This is a genomic window from Aliivibrio logei (assembly GCF_001691055.1).
Taxonomy (GTDB): Bacteria; Pseudomonadota; Gammaproteobacteria; order Enterobacterales; family Vibrionaceae; genus Aliivibrio; species Aliivibrio salmonicida.
In genome coordinates this window covers 19,228-39,408 of record NZ_MAJU01000008.1, presented here as the reverse complement: position 1 = coordinate 39,408, position 20,181 = coordinate 19,228, and the positions used below count along the sequence as shown (strand labels likewise).

At 41.2% G+C, this 20,181-nt stretch carries 6 protein-coding genes; 3 read left to right on the top strand and 3 right to left on the bottom strand.

The window, feature by feature from the left end:
• Positions 1–26: 26 nt before the first annotated feature.
• Together A6E04_RS04265 and A6E04_RS04260 are read left to right on the top strand one after the other, a co-directional pair.
• Entirely contained in the window at positions 27–1,430 is a 1,404-nt protein-coding gene (locus A6E04_RS04265) for a methyl-accepting chemotaxis protein (protein ID WP_017021261.1), read from the top strand.
• Positions 1,431–1,624: 194 nt separating this feature from the next.
• Positions 1,625–2,815 carry a class I SAM-dependent methyltransferase gene (locus A6E04_RS04260; protein ID WP_017021260.1) on the top strand — a complete coding sequence of 397 codons (1,191 nt, stop codon included), beginning with the start codon at positions 1,625–1,627 and terminating at the stop codon, positions 2,813–2,815.
• Between the two features lie 86 nt (positions 2,816–2,901).
• On the opposite strand, the gene A6E04_RS04255 is transcribed toward A6E04_RS04260, so the two are convergent.
• Positions 2,902–16,812, bottom strand: a complete 13,911-nt coding sequence (locus tag A6E04_RS04255) for a retention module-containing protein (RefSeq protein ID WP_065610086.1) — start codon at positions 16,810–16,812, stop codon at positions 2,902–2,904.
• A 222-nt stretch (positions 16,813–17,034) separates the two neighbouring features.
• Between A6E04_RS04255 and A6E04_RS04250 the strand changes: the two genes are divergently transcribed.
• A complete protein-coding gene (locus A6E04_RS04250; RefSeq protein ID WP_012550323.1) occupies positions 17,035–17,385 on the top strand; it encodes a DUF2750 domain-containing protein in 351 nt (116 codons plus the stop codon).
• A gap of 114 nt (positions 17,386–17,499) precedes the next feature.
• Here the strand turns inward: A6E04_RS04250 and glpQ are convergent, their stop codons facing one another.
• A complete protein-coding gene (gene glpQ / locus A6E04_RS04245; RefSeq protein ID WP_017022479.1) occupies positions 17,500–18,558 on the bottom strand; it encodes a glycerophosphodiester phosphodiesterase in 1,059 nt (352 codons plus the stop codon).
• Positions 18,559–18,687: 129 nt separating this feature from the next.
• A complete protein-coding gene (glpT, locus tag A6E04_RS04240) occupies positions 18,688–20,052 on the bottom strand; it encodes a glycerol-3-phosphate transporter (protein WP_065610084.1) in 1,365 nt (454 codons plus the stop codon).
• Between the last annotated feature and the right edge of the window lie 129 nt (positions 20,053–20,181).

Here is a 20,181-nt window from a genome sequence, read left to right as displayed (position 1 = left end):
CTTACCTCATATTATACGGACTTATTATGAAAGAAAGTGCATTCCGTTGGATAGACCAATATCTTATTCACTTAAAAATCCAAGAAAAATTCTATCTCCTTTTCTTTTTACCTCTTTTGGCTCTTATCAGTTTAGCTTTTATTATGAATTCGGCAGCGAATACCATGATGGCCGAAACTCTTGAGCACGAAGTCCAATTCGTTGCCTCTGTGTTAGATCAACAAAACATATCTCGCGAAGAAGCGGTAACTTTATTATCTCAATCTGCTGAATTTACCGTTAATACTGGTGAACACAGTGCCTATATAAATTCCGGTAATTATACCATTAGTGCGAATTCAGACATCACCTTATGGTCTTCATTAACCACACTTCAAATATCCATTTTAACGGCGATTTTACTGATGATGGCAATTGGTGTTTATTACATCATGACGTTTATTGGTGGTGCCATGTTTACCATGAATCGCTCATTAGAAACATTGGAATCGGGTGATTTAACACAACGTTTGAACTTCTTTCCTGTAAGAGACGAATTCAGTACGATTGCCATGACCATTGATAAGCTCGCTGATCGTGAGCAAAAATTGGTGTTGGCAATGCAAGAGTCTGTCGCTCTTATTCAACAAATGAGTTCAGAGTTAAGTCAAAATAGCCACAAAAGCTCTGATGCTTCAGACAAGCAACTTGCTCAACTCGATTTACTGTCAAGTGCAACCGAAGAGATGGCAACATCAATTCAAGAAGTGGCCAATTACACCCATGAAGCTTCTTCTCAATCAACGGATGCAATGGATTCTGCTCGCCTTGGTCAATCTCAAGTCGATTCAGCAGTACAAGCAATTCAAGCCTTGTCTGAAGAAATTAATCAGGCAGCGCATGCTGTGCAAGAATTAGATAACAATGCTGCAAAAATTGATGAAGTCGTCACGACCATTAATGGTATTTCACAACAAACCAATTTATTAGCATTGAATGCCGCGATAGAAGCCGCTCGAGCTGGTGAACAAGGACGAGGTTTTGCGGTGGTTGCAGATGAAGTAAGAACACTGGCAAGCCGTACTCAACAAGCCACCGTTGAGATCCAAACCATGATTGAAGCGCTTCAAAATAACAGTAAATCATTGCTAACGTTAACATCAAATACGGTAAGTAATGCAGAAACTGGTCAAAAATTGATGCACGAAGTACACAACGACATTGCGAATATTGCTGACCGTAACCACACGATTGCACAAAGTAACAATGAAATCGCAACCGCAGCGACACAACAAGGTGAAGTCGCCTCAAGTATCGCAGCGACCGTTGAAGACGTTCGAACTCAATCAAATCAAGTTCATCAAATGATCAAGAATTCAGAATCCAACATCGAACAATTACGTTTAAAAGGACAAGATTTAGAATTGCTTCTAAATGGACTAAAAGCGTAAACCGGATCGATTCTTACCTTTCAATAGCCTTAATATCATGCAGTAATAATTTATTTTATTACTGCATTCTTTTTATGGCCTCTTCGTCCTATTCCTTCCTCTTTCGCATTATTATCGTCTTCATTCTTTCTTATTTGCTTTTCCTTGTGACTTCAAAGAGAATAGCCCCCTAATTAACTCATCAGAGCATCAATATGACTGTTTCAATTTACCTTGTAAAAGGACGTGACAAAGCATTACGTCGTCGTCACCCTTGGATTTTCTCTCGCGGCATTGAAAAAATGGACGGCAAACCAGAGCTTGGTGAAACAGTAGAAATCTATTCAAACAGCGGTGAGTGGCTTGCTCGTGGTGCTTTTTCTCCTCAATCTCAAATCCGTGCTCGTGTTTGGACTTTTGACAAAAATGAAGCAATTGATAAAGATTTCTTTGTTCGCAAACTAAACCAAGCACAAGGTTTACGCGATATTCTTTCTGAGCGTGAAGGGTTAACGGGTTATCGTTTAATCGCGGCTGAATCAGATGGCCTACCAGGTATTACGATTGACCGTTACCAAAACTATTTTGTTTGCCAATTATTAAGTGCTGGCGCAGAAGCAAACAAAGATCAATTAGTTGAAGCCTTAATTGAATGTTACCCAGACTGTAATATTTACGAGCGTTCTGATGTTTCTGTTCGTAAAAAAGAAGGTCTAAAACAACGCACTGGTGTATTACACGGTGAAGAGCCACCTGAATCTGTCATCATTGAAGAGAATGGCGTAAAAATTAGTGTTGATATCGTTAATGGTCATAAAACAGGCTTCTATCTTGATCAGCGTGATAGCCGTGAGCGTTCGTGCAAATACGTAAAAGATAAATCAGTACTGAACTGTTTCTCTTATACTGGTGGTTTTGGTCTATACGCCCTTAAAGGTGGAGCAAAACACGTTATCAATGCTGATGTATCTCAACTGGCATTAGACAACGCGAAAAACAATACTGAAATTAATGGATTTGACTTATCTAAAGCGGAATTTTTAAACGCTGATGTGTTTAAATTGCTTCGTGAATACCGTGATAACGGCACTAAGTTTGATGTTGTTATTATGGATCCACCAAAATTTGCTGAATCTAAAAATCAGTTAGTTGGTGCATGTCGTGGTTATAAAGACATCAACATGCTTGCGATGCAAATTTTGAACCCAGGCGGCACGCTATTAACGTACTCTTGCTCTGGTTTAATGGATACAGGTTTGTTCCAAAAAATTGTTGCTGATGCGGCTCTTGATGCAAAACGTACTGTTCAATTTATTGAACGTTTTGAACAAGCAGCGGATCACCCACTTGATTCTGCTTACCCTGAAGGTTTCTACCTAAAAGGTTTTGCTTGTCGCGTTATATAAGCAATTAGCTTAAACCGGACATATAAAACGAAATAAAAAAAGGCGAGAAGGTTAACCCCTCTCGCCTTTTCTATTTACACAGTAACTTAATCGACTTTAAACGCGTTAAAATCATCAAACAATTTAGTTAAGATCGCATCATCAGACAAACCTTGTCCTGTGATACCTAAGGCATCACTGTCAATACCACTTAATGTTATGTCAGTTTGCTTCCCTGCATTATCGGTCACGGTTACTGTAGTAGATGATGCCACATCATCTATATCTACATTGATATAATTTAATAAATCCATCATATCATTCGTATCAACACCGGTACCTGACAATAGTTCTGCGATATCTAATGTATCTTCATTTAACGTGAAATCACTGATGTTGCTTTGAGATGGCGTTACTGTATCTCCCGCGTTTTCTTCTGCAAAATAGAACATATCATCACCAGCCCCCCCCGTTAATATGTCATTCTGACCAGAGGCATATAAGGTATTATCACTTTCATTACCATAGCTATCAGAGACAACGAGATGGCCTGAATTAGTTAATGAATTTAGTTTTTCTGCGTCTGTCATTCCTGCGGTTGGTTCGCCAGCTAGCTCATCAACAGTAACACCGTCAATAATAATGGTTTGAACCGTACTTCCTGCTTCATTAATATAAATTTCAGTGCTTCCATCAACTTCTGTGATTTGAATTTGAGACGCTAACGTTGCCGTGTCCCAAACCGTTGTAATATTAGCAATATCACTTAAATCAATTCGGTCACTGTCTACATCAAAGTCTTTAATGACATCTCGAGCAAGATCGCCACCAATAGACGCATTTGTCCATGTAAAAGTATCTGCACCACCCACATCAGATAAATCTAATGGGTTACCAAATAGAAGCTCATCATTTGTGGTTCCGGTTAGGATGTCTGAACCAAACACACCTTGAACAATATTCGCTCCAGTAACCGTCACGACAACCGTTTCGGATTTCACTCCACCTTTTCCATCACTAACTTCTACTGTAAACGAATCAGTATCTGTTGCATCGGCCGCAAGAGCTAAGGTGCTATTTTCAAGTAATATGTATGTCCATAATCCAGTGGTTGCATTGATAGTTAACGAACCATAAGTACCATTCGCTGCTGACGTTAATTGCCATGATAAATTATCATTTTCAGCATCTGTTGCACTCAATTGGCCACTAACCGCTTCAACATGCCCTTCTTTAACATCGGCGGTGGTTACCCCTGAGATCTCTGGCGCATCATTTTCACCGGTGATATTAATCGTGATGACTTGCTGAGTCGTATTTCCAGTTTGATCTTTTATATCAATCGTAAAGGTCTCTTGAGCTCCCAATGCTCCGAGATCTTGAGCTAACGTATCATTGAGTTCATAGGTCCATTGTCCTGTTACTGCATCAATATTAAATATGCCATAAGATGGTGCAGTACCGCTTGCGACACTGTAATCGACAGTATCACCTTCAGGATCAACATAGGTGATCACGCCGCTAGTCGTTAAGGTTCCACCTTCTTCAACAGTCCCTTCAGTCACTTGCGTTACAGAGGCATCAATAATTGGTTTGTCATCATGCCCTGTTACGCTAATGGTAATCTCTTGACTAACCGTCCCACCGTTTCCGTCACTAACTTCAATAGTAAAGACTTCGGTTGCCATCGTATCACCAAGAACTTGCGCTTTATCATTATCAAGTTCATAGGTCCATTCACCAGTTGCATTAACGGTTAACGCGCCATAGAGTCCTTCAACATCCCCAGGGGTTGTGCTTGTGTTCGGTCCTGAGATGACAGTATAACCAAACGTCGTATCCTCTAAATCAACATCTGAAACGTCAAGTTGACCAACGGCGAAGGCGGTTCCATCTTCTTCTACGCTTCCAATAAGAACACTACTCGCATTAATCGTTGGTGCATCGTTTTCACCCGTGATATTAATCGTAATCACTTGCTGAACGATACTTCCCGTTTGGTCTTTAATCTCTATGGTAAATGTTTCTTGCGCACCCGATACACCGATATCTTGAGCTAATCCATCATCAAGTTCGTAATTCCATTGTCCCGTGGCCGCATCAATAGTGAACGTCCCATAAGATGACGTAGTGCCACTAACGACACTGTAGTCTATGGTGTCACCTTCTGGATCGATATAAGCAATCTCACCATTCGCAATTAAGGTACCGCCTTCAACAACAGTACCATCAGTGACTTGTGTTACCGATGTATCAATAATTGGCTGATCGTCGTGTCCTGTTACACTAATCGTAATATCTTGAGTAACCGTTCCACCCTTACCATCACTAACTTCAACGGTGAATGCTTCCGTTACAATCGTATCACCAAGAACTTGTGCTTTAGCATTATCAAGTTCATAGGTCCACTGACCATTTATATCAACAGTTAATGCACCATAAAGCCCTTCGACATCACCCGGTGTTGTACTTGTATTTGGCCCTGAAATTACGTTATAGCTAAAAGTCGTATCCGATAAATCTACATCCGAAACATCCAGTTGACCAATGGCTGATGCCGTTCCGTCTTCTTCAACATTTCCGATAAGAACACTAGTTACATCAATGGTTGGATCATCATTGACACCCGCAATATCAATGGTGATCACTTGTTGAATTGTGCCACCAGTTTGATCTGTCATTTCTATCGTAAAGGTTTCTTGAGCGCCTGATGCACTCAGTTCTTGAGCCAGAGTATCATTTAACGTATACGTCCACTGACCCGTTACCGGATCGACACTGAATGAACCATAAGACGGCGTTGATCCATTTACAACGTTATACTCTATCGTATCGCCTTCGGGATCAATGTAAGCTATTTGTCCTTCCGCAATCAGGACTCCATCTTCAGCAACATTTCCGGTTACAACTTGTGTTACGTTGGTGTCAATAATAGGATCATCATCAGTACCGGTGATATTCACCGTAACCTCTTGTGTGATGACCCCACCGTTACCATCATCAATTTGAATAGTGAACGTTTCTGTAATGGTTTCATCACCAATATCTTGTGCTTTCTCGTTATCAAGCAAATAGGTCCATTTACCAAACTCATCAACAGTAACGACGCCATAGGCATCTGTTGGAGAAGTAATCACATCAAACGCAAACGTTGTATCACTAATATCGATATCGGAAATATCTAGCTGGCCTGATTCTGTTAATACACCGTCTTCTGCAACATCAACAGAAAGAATACTTGTATTAATTACTTCAGGATCATCATTAGTACCATTCACTGTAAAGGTAATGTCTTGTGTACTGCTTAAGCCATGTTCATCAGTCACTTTTACGGTATACGTCAATTCTACTGTTTCACCGACACCAAGTTGTTGAATTTCTAGTGCAGAGTTATCAATGACTAATTTGTAGTCACCATTTGGTTCAAAAGTCAGTGTACCAAGTGCATCCGCATTTACTACTTCCCACTCATGAGTATCTGCCGTATCTGGATCTCCATCATCCCAATTACCGGTAACTTCAATGGTATCCGTTCCACTTACACCACTGTCTTCAGTTAGCTCTGGGGGGACGGTAACGACTAGGCTTGGTGCATCATTTTCACCATTAATGGTTATGGTTATCGTCATGTCAGTAGAAGCGCCGAATTCATCGGTTGCTGTAATCGTTACTGTATCCGTTAATGTTTCGCCTTTTGATAAACTATTTACTGTAGGATCATTACCATCAACTGTATAGGTCCATTTACCCGTAGCTTCATCGACACTGACGACACCATAACTCCCTTGTACGCCCGGACTAACGGTAATACTATCCCCAATATCAGTTACATTGGTTACAAAGTTACCTGATGCAGTACTGCCATCAGTTTCTTTAACGACACCAGTGTCCATCCCTGAAATTTGTGGAATATCATTTGTACCTGTGATATTGACCGTTACCTCTTGTGCTGTTGTGGCTCCATGGACATCAACGGCAAATACGGTAAAGACTTCAGAAACAACCTCACCTTCTTTTAATCCTTGAATATGAGCGGCATCATTATCTAAGGTGTAAGTCCATACGCCATTTTCATCAATAGTAAACGTACCGTACGTACCCGTTAATGTTTTTGCATCAAAGGTTACCGTATCACCATTTGGATCAGTTGCTATTAACGCATTAGAATCGCTCGTCTTATCATCTTCTTTCAATTCCATGATGATTTGATCGTTTTGGGTAATTTCTGGTGGCAAGTTGGAGCCATCAATAGTAACCGTCACGGTTTCTGTTGAGGTTGCACCATAAAGATCCGTAACCGTCACTTCAAAAGTGTCTGATAATGTCTCACCAACACCAAGGAATTTAACTGCATCTAGCGAGGTGTTTAACTTATATGTCCATCGCCCAGTATTTTCATTAAGAACTAATTCACCATATGTCCCTGCTTCTGTATTACCAAGATCGACAGTCCCTCCATTATCAGTAATTGACCATGCATGAAAATCACCGGCATCAACGTCGCCATCATTTAAGTTACCTGAAATTTGGCTATCAGAATCTGTGTTTGAAATACTACCAGTTAATGATCCTGAAATATCAGGAGCATCATTTGTGCCTGTAACATCAACTTTGAAGATCATCATCACGGGATTGCCGTGCTCATCAACAACCGTTTTACCGAATTTATCAACAACCGTAACACTGAAAGTATCAGTGACTAATTCACCTTGATTTAATTGTTGTACTTCTAAGGCATCGTTATCAAGTACATAAGTCCAATTGCCATCATTATCTAAAACCAGTGTGCCATATGTACCATCGCCAGAAACTAGATTCCAAGTAAGGTCAGGAGTTAGGCCATCAACATCATTTAATTTACCGGTTTGCTCTAATGGAGTGGTATCCTCCATGAAATCTATTTCTTCAATAATTAGAACCGTTTCAACATCATCGGCAACACCAGTAATCTTAATCGTAATAAGAGAATCAGTACTCTTGGCTCCATGATTATCTTCGACGACAACTCTAAAGAAATCACGTTCAATTTGTTCAGGTGTCAACGCTTGTACCGCAGGATCTGCGTTATCTAATACATAAGTCCATTGGCCTGTCGCTTCATCTAATGTTAACCAACCATAAGTTCCCTTAATCGTGATAGAGCCATTATTTGCATCACCATCTTCATCGGTACGCTTATTACCGCTCGCATCCACGATATACCAAGTATGTGTATCACAACTGTCTGGATCACTTACTGTTAACTGCCCAGAGACTTCAAGACTTTCATCTTCAATCACTTCACCCTGTTCACCAAATAATGGAGAGTCAGTAATTATCATTGGTATATCATTAGTCCCAACAATGGTCACATTAATAAGAACCGTTGATGTTTTACCACAGCTATCCGTAACCGTTACTGTCCACTTCTCAGTAACACTCTCACCTTCGCACAATGAGTCGACATAAGGCTGAGAGTCATCAACATCATAAACCCAGGTGCCATCAGGATTAACGACAAGATCCCCAAATAAGCCACCATCAACAGAAGATGCTCCTGAAACACTATTAATAGTACAACCAGAAGGTAGCCCTAAATCTCCAGCGGTTATTGTCCCACTTCCATCACCACCAATAGGGTCTCCATTCGCGTCTACACCTTCTTCTTTTGCTTCAATATCAATAATTTCATCATATGAGCCACCACCTCCTCCATCAGGATCCGTATTTCCTTTAACAGTAATAGTGACTTCAAACGGTTCAGATACACCACCGTGCTTATCCGTAGCCCTAACCCAGAAAGAATCAATTCCAATCTCATCAAAATTAAGTGCATTAGTATCTGGATCAAAGTTATCTAACAAATAGGTCCATTGCCCATTTTCATCAATGGTTAATATTCCATATGTTCCCGATCCATTTTCAACCTGCCAGCTGACTACCTCATCACCTAAATCGATATCATCAGCAATTACATTACCGGTTACTTTCGTAAATTGACCATTAAATTGGCCATCTGGAACAAATTCGTAAGCATCTTCAATGACCGTTGCAGAGCTATCACCAGAAACGACAGGTTTATCATTCGTGCCCACAATAGTAAAATCGATTTGCTCTGTAGTAAAACCACCGTTAGAATCATGCACAACAGCAGCAAAAGTTTCAGAGATGGTTTCCCCTTCATTTAAAGACTGAATCGCCGTCGAATTTTTATCAATTTCATAACGCCATGAACCGTCAGCTTCAAGATAAAACGTACCATAATTACCTACGTAGGTTCGAACTTCAAAAGACGTTGCATCTCCAGCATCTACATCTGTAGCAATCAATTGACCAGTAACAATATCTGTCGCTTGATCTTCTTTATACTCTCCAGTTGCTCCGCCTGTAATTTCAGGAAGATCATTAGTACCTTGGATTGTAATAACAATATCATCAGTCGAAGACTCTCCCATTGAATCCGTTACGGTTACCGTAAACGTCTCTGTGAAAGTATCATTAGGACCAAGTGCTTGAACAGCAGCGAGAGAGTTCATTAATATGTAAGTCCATCGACCACTTGAATCCATGGTAAGCGAACCGTATTGCCCAACTCCGTTATCCAGGTTCCACGCATGAATGTCACCAACATCAGGATCTGAACTGTTTAACTGACCATTAATAGTAGTTGTTTGATCTTCGATTACGGTTCCAGATAATGCGCCGCTTAATGAAGGGGCATCATTCGTTCCTTCAATGGTTATTTCTATTTCTTTTTCAGACACTTGACCAAATGAATCCGTTACTTTTACGGTAATGGTATCAACAATTTCAGCACCTTCTTTTAGTCCATTAACTGTATTGTTATTATTATTAAGAACATAAGTCCAATGCCCATCTTGACCGAGTGTAAACTGCCCATACTGTCCGGTAGAACCAACAATATCCCATACTAAGGTATCTTGAGAATCTAAATCGCCAGACAATAAATCACCTGATATTTCATTTATTGCTGCATCTTCTTTAATCTCACCAGTCGTATCACCAATAATTCCCGGTGAACTGTTGGTACCTGCAATATCAATAACAACTTCTATTTGGCTCGTTCCACCTTTCCCATCATCCACTTCAACAATGAACTTATCTTGAACAACTTGCCCAGATGAGATACCTATCGTTGCCGGTCTTGAATTGTCTAACTGATAAGTCCACATACCAGTATTAGGATCAATACTTAATGAACCATAGATACCATTAGGAGTAAGCGTTGACCATGTATGGTCATCTAAGTGATCGATATCAACTGCCGTTAATTCACCTGTCGCGATGTCTTTTCCTGTCGTGCCTTCAATCGTGCTGCCTGTTGTTGCTCCCGCAATTGATGGTAGATCATTATCGCCAATAACATCGATCGTAATTTCTTTAGAAGTAGAAGCACCAAAACCATCCGTAACAGTGACCGTAAAGGTATCTTGAACTTTTTCCCCTTCAGATAAAGACTGTACTGAATCTTTATTGTTGCTCAGAGTGTAGGTCCACTTCCCATTAGGATCTAATGACAACGTACCATATGAACCGGTATTTGAATCCAAGCTCCATGTATAAGTATCACCAATATCTTGGTCATCTGGGTACAGTTGTCCATCTATTTCAGTAATAACGGAATCTTCTTCGATAATCCCAGTTAGCTTACCTGATAATTCCGGTACATCATTGGTACCTTCGACAGTAACAGTAACGGTAACTGTATCTATCGCGCCATATTGATCTTCTACCTGAATAATATATTTTTCAGTCTCAACTTGACCAGAAAGTAATCCTTGCGTTGTACTTAACGCATTATCAATCGTATAAGTCCATTTACCATTTTCATCTAAAGATAATGACCCATATACACCTTGTGCATCTGTTAATAATGTCCACTCATGAGTATCTGTTGTATCAACATCACCATCGGTTAATTCACCAGAAACAGAGAGAGCATCATCTTCAGTAATTGTTTGAGTATTAACACCACCAATATCGGGAATATCATTAGTACCAAGAACTTCAACGGTAATCATAATGGCATTAGTTCCGCCATGTCCATCATCGACAATAACAGTAAATGTTTCAAACTCTTGTTGGTTTTCTGCTAGTGATTGTGTATCTGAATTTAATGGATCCAGTGTATATAACCAATTGCCATCTGCATCGACAGTCATATTACCGTATTTACCAGCGCCCCCACCATCAACAACCCAAGTATGCGTGTCATTAAAGTCAACATCGACAGCAGTTAATGCACCAGTCGCTGTGGGAATAATATCTTCGACGGCAGTGCCTGTGGTTCGACCCGTGATAACAGGACGATCATTCGTCCCTTCAATTGTAATTTCAACAGTATGTTGTGCAAAACCACTATTTCCATCGCCCACAACGACAACAAAACGTTCAACAACGCTTTCTCCAGCAGCGAGAACTTGCGATTCAGTTCCATTAAGCGTATATGTCCACTTACCTGTTACTGAATCTACTGAAAAACTGCCTAATTTCGATTCAGAGGCCCCAATCACAAACCAATTATGCACATCGGATAAGTCAACATCATCAACCGTTAATGTATCTGAAATAGTTAAGATCTCGTCCTCTTTAACGGTTCCGGTGTCATTACTGTCGACAACACTTGGTAGATCATTGGTACCTTCTAATGAAATAATGATTTCTTTTTGATCGGTGCCACCTTGTCCATCATCAACCGTAACAATAAAGCGATCTTCGGCTGATTCTCCTTCTGCGAGCTGTTGGGTTTCGTCTAAGGCATTGTTAATGGTGTAAGTCCATTTACCATTTGCATCTACCGTAATTGAACCATAAGAGCCAGTTGCCGGCTGAACTTCCCATGTATGGGTATCTGAAAGGTCTACATCATCAACAATGAGCTGACCTTCTGTTGTTTCTATTGAATCTTCTTTTACGGAACCTAATAATTGCCCTGATAACTCAGGATCATCATTAGTCCCATTAATTGTAATTTCAACGGTTTCTGTAATAACACCACCTGCACCATCACTTAGTTCAACGGTGTAATATTCTTTTATTGGCGCATCTCCAGCACCTAAAGATTGAGCGGCATCATTATCTAAGGTGTAGAGCCAAATACCGGTACTTGCATCTAATGTGAATTTGCCATAAGTCCCAGTATCTGAGCCAACGATATCCCAATTAAACGCACTCGTCGTATCTTCATCTGATGCCGTTAATGTTCCCGTTGTCGTTAGTATTGTATCTTCTGTTACTGCACCGACAACATCGCCTCCGATCACTGGTACTCCATTAGTACCAACAACCGTAATCACTATTTCGATGGAATCTGTACCACCTTGGTTATCATCCACAGTAACGGTAAATTTATCTTCGACACTTTGACCTTCGGTCAATCCTTGTGTTGCTGCTAGTGCGTTATCGATGGTGTAAACCCATTTACCCGTAGCAGGATCTATCGTAATCGAGCCATAAGTACCCGTATTACTACCAACACTCCAAGCGTGAACATCTATGAGATCAACATCATCAACGGTTAGTTGACCTTCGGCCTCTGATTGAGTTGCGGTATCTTCTTTCACTAGACCAGTAGACTGACCTGACACCACAGGTTCATCGTTTGTGCCCGTTACTTCAATCGAAATAGTTTCAGTAGTTAAGCCACCTTCCCCATCATCAACTTGAATTTGATATTCAACAGTATGTGTTTCACCATTTGCTAAAGCTTGAACTTGCGCAGCGGTATTATTAAGGGTGTATTCCCATTTACCAGAGCCATCAGCATTAGTCGAAACGATGATAGAACCATAAGGATCTGTGTTTGAAGAAAGTAATGTCCAAGTATGCGAATCTAATGTGTCCACATCATCAACAAATAAATCGCCACTGGTGCTAAGTGTTGTTTCTTCGACAACAGCACCAGAAATGATAGATGAACCTGAAACTGCTGGTGCATCATTGGTCCCCGTCACTTCAACGGTGACGGTATGTGTGAAAGTCCCGCCTTCGCCATCATCAGCCACGATTTCAAAGGTTTCAGTTTTGACTTCACCATTTGAAATGGCTTGCGTTCCTACCAGTGTATTGTCTAGCGTATAGGTCCATTTTCCGGTCGCATCGACCGTTAATTCACCGTACGTACCTGCGCCATTCGTCACTGACCACGTGTGTGTATCGGTAACATCGGCGTCCGTTACACCCAATTGACCTGTCGCTTCGGCCACCGTGTCTTCAACAACGGAGCCCGTATCGGTACCACTGATGGTTGGGCCATCGTTCGAGCCCGTCACCGTGATCGTGACTTCTTGTGTGTCTATTCCACCGTGATTGTCTTCCACTTGAACCACGTACACGATATCAAGAGTTTCGCCCACGCCTAATGCAATCACACTTCCTGATGCAGCGTTTAAATTAAATGTCCATTTACCATCGGTACCAACCGTAAATGTACCTAAATCATCATTTGTGTTTGCTTCAACTGTCCACGTATGCGTGTCTAGTGTATCGACATCTTCAAGCACTAAATCACCGGTCGCACTTTCTGTTGCTCTGTGCTCAACCGCCCCTGCGATCACTGACGTATCGGTGATTTCAGGGAGATCGTTGGTGCCCGTTACTTCAACGGTGACGGTATGTGTGACAGTCCCGCCTTCGCCATCATCCGCAACGATTTCAAAGGTTTCTGTTTTCATTTCGCCATTGGAGATGGCTTGGGTTCCCGGCAGCGTATTGTCTAGCGTATAGGTCCATTTCCCGGTCGCATCGACCGTTAATTCACCGTACGTACCTGCGCCATTCGTCACTGACCACGTGTGTGTATCGGTAGCATCAGCGTCCGTTGCATCCAGTTGACCTGTCGCTTCGGCCACCGTGTCTTCAACAACGGAGCCCGTATCGGTACCACTGATGGTTGGGCCATCGTTCGAGCCCGTCACCGTGATCGTGACTTCTTGTGAGTCTATTCCGCCATGATTGTCTTCCACTTGAACCACGTACACGATATCAAGGGTTTCACCCACCCCTAACGCGGTAACACCCGCTGATGCAGCGTTTAAATTAAATGTCCATTTACCATCGGTACCAACCGTAAATGTGCCTAAATCATCATTTGTATTTGCTTCAACGGTCCACGTATGCGTGTCTAGTGTATCGACATCTTCAAGGACTAAATCACCAGTCGCACTTTCTGTTGCTCTGTGCTCCACCGCACCGGCGATCACTGACGTATCGGTGATTTCAGGGAGATCATTGGTGCCTGTCACTTCAACGGTGACGGTATGCGTGACAGTCCCGCCATTGCCATCATCCGCAACGATTTCAAACGTTTCAGTTTTGACTTCACCATTTGAAATGGCTTGCGTTCCTACCAGTGTATTGTCTAGCGTGTAGGTCCATTTGCCCGTCGCATCCACTGCCAATGAGCCAAAGACACCTGTACCATCCGTCACTGACCACGTGTGTGTATCGGTAACATCGGCGTCCGTTGCATCCAATTGACCTGTCGCTTCGGCCACCGTGTCTTCAACAACGGAGCCCGTATCGGTACCACTGATGGTCGGGCCATCGTTCGAGCCCGTCACCGTGATCGTGACTTCTTGTGTGTCTATTCCGCCGTGATTGTCTTCCACTTGAACCACGTACACGATATCAAGAGTTTCGCCCACGCCTAATGCAATCACACTTCCTGATGCAGCGTTTAAATTAAACGTCCACTTACCATCGGTACCAACCGTAAATGTACCTAAATCATCATTTGTGTTTGCTTCAACAGTCCACGTATGCGTGTCTAGTGTATCGACATCTTCAAGGACTAAATCGCCGGTCGCACTTTCTGTTGCTCTGTGCTCAACCGCCCCTGAGATCACTGACGTATCGGTGATTTCAGGGAGATCGTTGGTGCCTGTAACATCAATAGTAACCACTTGAGTTGCTTGAGCACCGCTGCCATCAGTAACAATAATTGTAAATGTATCCGTTTCAGTTTGGCCTTGTGATAACGATTGAGTTGCAGAAAGCGTGTTATCTATTTTATAAGTCCACTTACCATCAGCATCAACACTAATAAAACCAAATGCACCAGTATCAGGCGCCAGTACAGACCATGTTGCCGTGTCACCTAAATCAACATCCGCAGAAGATAATGATCCCGATGCTTCTTCTACTGTATCTTCAACAACGGAACCAGTACTTGTTCCACCAATAATTGGGCCATTATTTGAACCCGTTATGGTTATCGTCACTTCTTGAGTATCAATTGCACCATTATTATCTGCCACTTGAACAACATAAATAACATCAATTGAATCCCCCTCACCAAGAGCAAGAAAAGCGGCGGCAGCTGAGTTTAATCCAAAACTCCATTTACCAGTACTATCGACATTAAACGTACCTAAATCGGCATTACTGTTTGGTTCAACCGTCCATGTATGGCTATCTAATGTATCCACGTCTTCTAAAACCAAATCACCAACAGCATCAATACTTACTTCACTCACATCCCCAGAAACCACTGATGAACTGGTTATTTCAGGCGTATCATTTGTACCTGTAACATCAACAGAAATAGTGTGAGTTACAGTGCCACCTTTTCCGTCATCTACAACAATTTCAAACGTTTCCGTTTGTGTTTCTCCACTAGAAAGAGCCTGGGTCGAAACTAAGCCATTATCTAAGCTATATGTCCATTTACCAGACCCATCGATAGTGAGTGAACCGAAAGCGCCCGCACCATCAGAAACGGCCCACGTAATTACATCACCCGCATCAGGATCAACGGCATCTAATTGGCCTTCAGCAGACGCAATAAGATCTTCAACAACTCGTCCTGAGCTTGTACCATTAACGACGGGATCATCATTGGTACCAGTAATCGTGATCACAACTTCTTTTTGAGCTATGCCTCCGTTACCATCATCAGCCTGAATCGTGAATGTTTCAGTTACCGTTTCTCCGGCACTTAATGCTTGGGTTTCATCACGAGAATTATCTAATGTGTATTCCCAAACACCATCATTAAGAGTTAATACACCATAAGTTGCGTTACCGCCTTCGACAATTGTCCAAGTGTGGGTATCTGAAGCATCTATATCAGTAACGATTAAGGTTTCACTCACTGTTGAGTCTGCGTCTAACACATCCCCTTCAGTTAAGTTACCGGTAGAAATACCAGAAATAATAGGTTCATCATTTGTACCAACAATGATTACACTAACTTCTTGAACACTGCTTAATCCATTACTTGACGTAACAGTGATCTCAAAAACATCAGTAATAACCTGACCATTAGCTAATGATTGAACAGAGAGTGCGTCATTATTAAGTACATACTCCCACGCCCCCGTTAACTCATTGATAGATAATGTACCGAACTCACTCGTTGTATTGCCATTAATTGTCCATGTGTAGACTTGGCTACTTCCCGCATTAGACACAATAAGTTGCCCGCTTGCTTCAGTATCAACATCTTCAACCGTGAACCCAGGAGTCTGCCTTGTAACATCAGGCGTTTCAGGTTGAGAGCTTGAGTCATTACCACTTAAATTATCTATTTCATCTTGATTGTCATAAGAAAAGGCATTTGACGTCGTAAAGTTAGTGGTCGCGATCGAGGAATAGTAGGCGTAATCAATACTAACAAACCCATTGTTAGCAGAACCACCCCCTTCACCCGCAGCGGTTGCTTCTAGAATTTCAGTAGGATCTTCTCCAGATAGAATGGCGGCTTGAATCGCAGCAACATCGACATTATCCGTCGATTGCTCTGGATCAACTTTAATAGCACCATCCACTTGCTGAACTTTTAATGGATCATTTTCTTTTGTTTCATCAAGACAACTGACGCAGTTTTTATCGATGGTAACTAATTTACCATTAATTTGAACCACGACTTTGGCATTATAAGGAGTAAACAATACTGAATCACGATCAATGTTTTGACCAACAGCTACTTTTGTTGGTACACCGTCTTTATTCAGTGAATAAGCTTCACCTTCTATTGTTTTTATTTCTATTTGAGAAGGAATAACTGTTTCTTTCATGTAACCACCTAAAATCCATTTAACCGCATCAACAAATTAACTTTTACTTTAGTAGTCTAAGCATAGAATAAAAATTCACAAACACCCAAAACACTAGCCGGTTAATTTATTGTTATAAAATTATTAACTGATAGTTTTATAACATAATTTTTTCTAAATTTAAGTATCAAATTTCTCATAATCCTTTATTCTTTACGTGTTTATTTTAATCGAGACATCATCATGAGCAAATTAACGTCAGATACTCAAGCAAACCTAGATCTTTTCATTGCTGAAACAAAAGAAACTCAACTAGTTTGGAGCCTTTATAACGATGAAGGTTGGATTTCTGTTGAATCTACTGAATTTGAAAACGCTGAAGTAATGCCATTTTGGTCGAACAAAGAAGATGCCGCATTTCATAATGTTGAAGAATGGGCTGATTTTGAAGTCACAGAAATCCCACTAGATATCTTCGCTGAAGATTGGTTAGTGACTTTATCTGAAGATGGTGTTTTAGTTGGTACTAACTGGAACCAACAACTTGAAGGTAAAGAAATAGAAGCGACTGAGCTTGCAAAACTATACCTTTAAGCTACCACTTATCATTTGATAGGTAGTAAAAAGGCAGTATTTATTACTGCCTTTTTTGTGCTTACTCACTTGAGAGCACGTTATAAATTCAAAACAACCACCAATGTATATTAATTATTGTTTGTCCAAAAATTTCACCGCTTTATCTGGATAATCCGTAAATACCCCATCGACTTTCACTGTGTTATAAAACACATCTAGCATATTTTCAAAACTCGTCGCGTAAGGTGCAATACGATCAGGTTCAGCACGGAAAGTAAATGGATGAACCACCAATCCGGCCTCTTTAGCTTGTTTCATTAATGGCTTGATAATAATGTTATCTTTGGTTGATGCATCGTCAACTAACATTGGTTTCCAAGGACCAATTCCATCAGCGTAAGCGGCAACTTTTTTCATTCCATCCGACTTAAACATCCAATCGTAACTGTAAGGCTGTGCGAGCTCACCATTGTACGTCATAGTTTCATCCCAATCCGTATAGGCAATCAATTGAACGAGTTTCAAATCCATATTCATGGCAGGTAATAACTCATCATTAATTCGTTTTAGCTCTATCGGATCAAAAGATTGCAGATAGATTTTGTCGTCTTTGCTGTCGTAACCGTAATCTTTTAATACTTTTAACACCGCTTTACTGATGTCTTTCCCTTCATGCCGATGAAACCAAGGTGCTTTAATTTCAGGATAGAGGCCAATGTCATATCCTAATGTTTGATTTAATCCTTGGATCAATTCAATCTCTTCAGCGAAAGTAGGCACTGTGAAGCTCGATTTCCACATCGGAAAGCGATCTGGGTAGCCTGCCACTTTATTCCCTTTATCATCAACGTTAAAACCTTCAGTTACGCGTAAGCTTTTTATCTCTGCCAACGTAAAATCAATCGCATAATAACGACCGTCATCACGAGCACGATCGGGAAATCGTTCAGCAACGTCAGTCACACGATCCAAATAGTGATCATGCAACATCACAAGTTGATCATCTTTAGTCATAACGACATCTTGTTCGATGTAATCCGGTTTCATCGCATAGGCAAGCGTTTTTGCTTCCAAGGTATGCTCAGGTAAGTAACCCGACGCTCCGCGATGTGCAATAACAAGAGGATCTGCGTGAGCCAATGCAGAACAAGCCAAAGTGAGAATTGAAAAAGTGAGAGCTTTACGTTTCATTATTTAATCCTTTAAAGCCCCCTACAACGGTAGGGGGAAAGCCATTATAATTTAGTTACTGATAATCACAGTTTGTGTATACAAAAACTAAACTCATATAACTTCATATTTATGATGTTTTGATTACGATTACGCTATCGTCGCTTGCTCTTTATCTTTAGCTTTATGATGTGCACGCTCTCCTAAGAAGGCATAACACAAGCACACGATAGACAACACACAAGAAGCAACCAGAATCATAAAGCCACCATCCCAACCAAAGTGGTCTACGGTATAACCTAATACAATGTTTGCGGTAACGGCACCACCAAGATAACCAAACAACCCAGTAAGGCCAGCCGCAGTACCTGCTGCTTTTTTAGGAACAAGCTCAAGTGCATAAAGGCCAATAAGCATCACAGGGCCATAAATTAAGAATCCAATAGCCACTAATGCAATCATATCAATCGTTGGATTTCCCGCAGGGTTAAACCAATAAACTAATACCGCAGCAGTTACAAGCACCATAAATAAGATGCCAGCAGGTGCACGACGTCCTTTAAATACTTTGTCTGAAATCCAACCACATAACAATGTACCAGGGATACCAGCCCACTCATATAAGAAATACGCCCAAGACGATTTATCAACGGTGAAACCTTTCGCTTCTTTTAAATACACAGGAGCCCAATCAAGCACACCGTAGCGAATCAGATAAACAAACGCGTTTGCAATCGCGATAGACCAAAGCAGCTTATTATTGAACACGTATTTAAAGAAAATCTCTTTTGCTGTCATCTCATTTTCATGAGACTTATCGTAATCATCTGGATAATCATTTTTGTATTCTTCAATCGCTGGTAAACCACAAGATTGAGGCGTATCACGCAATGTAGCCCAAATAAACACAGCAACTAACGTGGCAAAAATGGCTGGTACATAAAATGCTGAGCGCCAATCGTCGTTAAATGCCCAAAGGCCTAATAAAAAAAGAGGACCAATTAACCCGCCCCCCACATTGTGTGCAACGTTCCAAACCGAAACCAGTTCACCACGTTCTTTACGTGACCACCAATGCACCATCGTTCGACCGCATGCAGGCCACCCCATGCCTTGAAACCAACCGTTCAAGAATAATAAAATGAACATTGCCGTAATACTGTTTGTCGCCCAAGGCATAAAACCAAAGCAGAACATAACAGCGGCAGACATCAATAAGCCCGCACTGAGAAAATATCGAGGATTAGAACGGTCAGACACACTGCCCATTAAGAACTTTGACAGCCCATAAGCAATAGATACCGCCGCTAAAGCAACACCAAGATCCCCACGGCTAAAACCTTGGTCAATCAAATAAGGCATTGCTAAACTGAAGTTCTTACGAACTAGGTAGTAACCGGCATAACCGACGAAAATACTGAGGAACAATTGCCAACGTAAGCGAGTATAGGTGCCATCTATCTGATTAGAAGCGAGGCGTGCTATATGCGCTTGGGGTTTAAATATACCAAACATAGTTAACTCCGTTATTATATTTGCGATGGTGAACAACATAAAGCTCGAACGATCAAATAAAACATTTCGTTCGAAAGTTATGCGCATTGTGCTGTTCAAACGAATCTATTTCTGTGACAAATATTACAA

Excerpts from the sequence above, each read along its gene's own strand:
- A6E04_RS04250 (WP_012550323.1), top strand. The coding sequence starts at position 17,035 with ATGAGCAAATTAACGTCAGATACTCAAGCAAACCTAGATCTTTTCATT.
- A6E04_RS04255 (WP_065610086.1), bottom strand. The coding sequence starts at position 16,812 with ATGAAAGAAACAGTTATTCCTTCTCAAATAGAAATAAAAACAATAGAA.
- A6E04_RS04265 (WP_017021261.1), top strand. The coding sequence starts at position 27 with ATGAAAGAAAGTGCATTCCGTTGGATAGACCAATATCTTATTCACTTA.
- glpT (WP_065610084.1), bottom strand. The coding sequence starts at position 20,052 with ATGTTTGGTATATTTAAACCCCAAGCGCATATAGCACGCCTCGCTTCT.
- glpQ (WP_017022479.1), bottom strand. The coding sequence starts at position 18,558 with ATGAAACGTAAAGCTCTCACTTTTTCAATTCTCACTTTGGCTTGTTCT.
- A6E04_RS04260 (WP_017021260.1), top strand. The coding sequence starts at position 1,625 with ATGACTGTTTCAATTTACCTTGTAAAAGGACGTGACAAAGCATTACGT.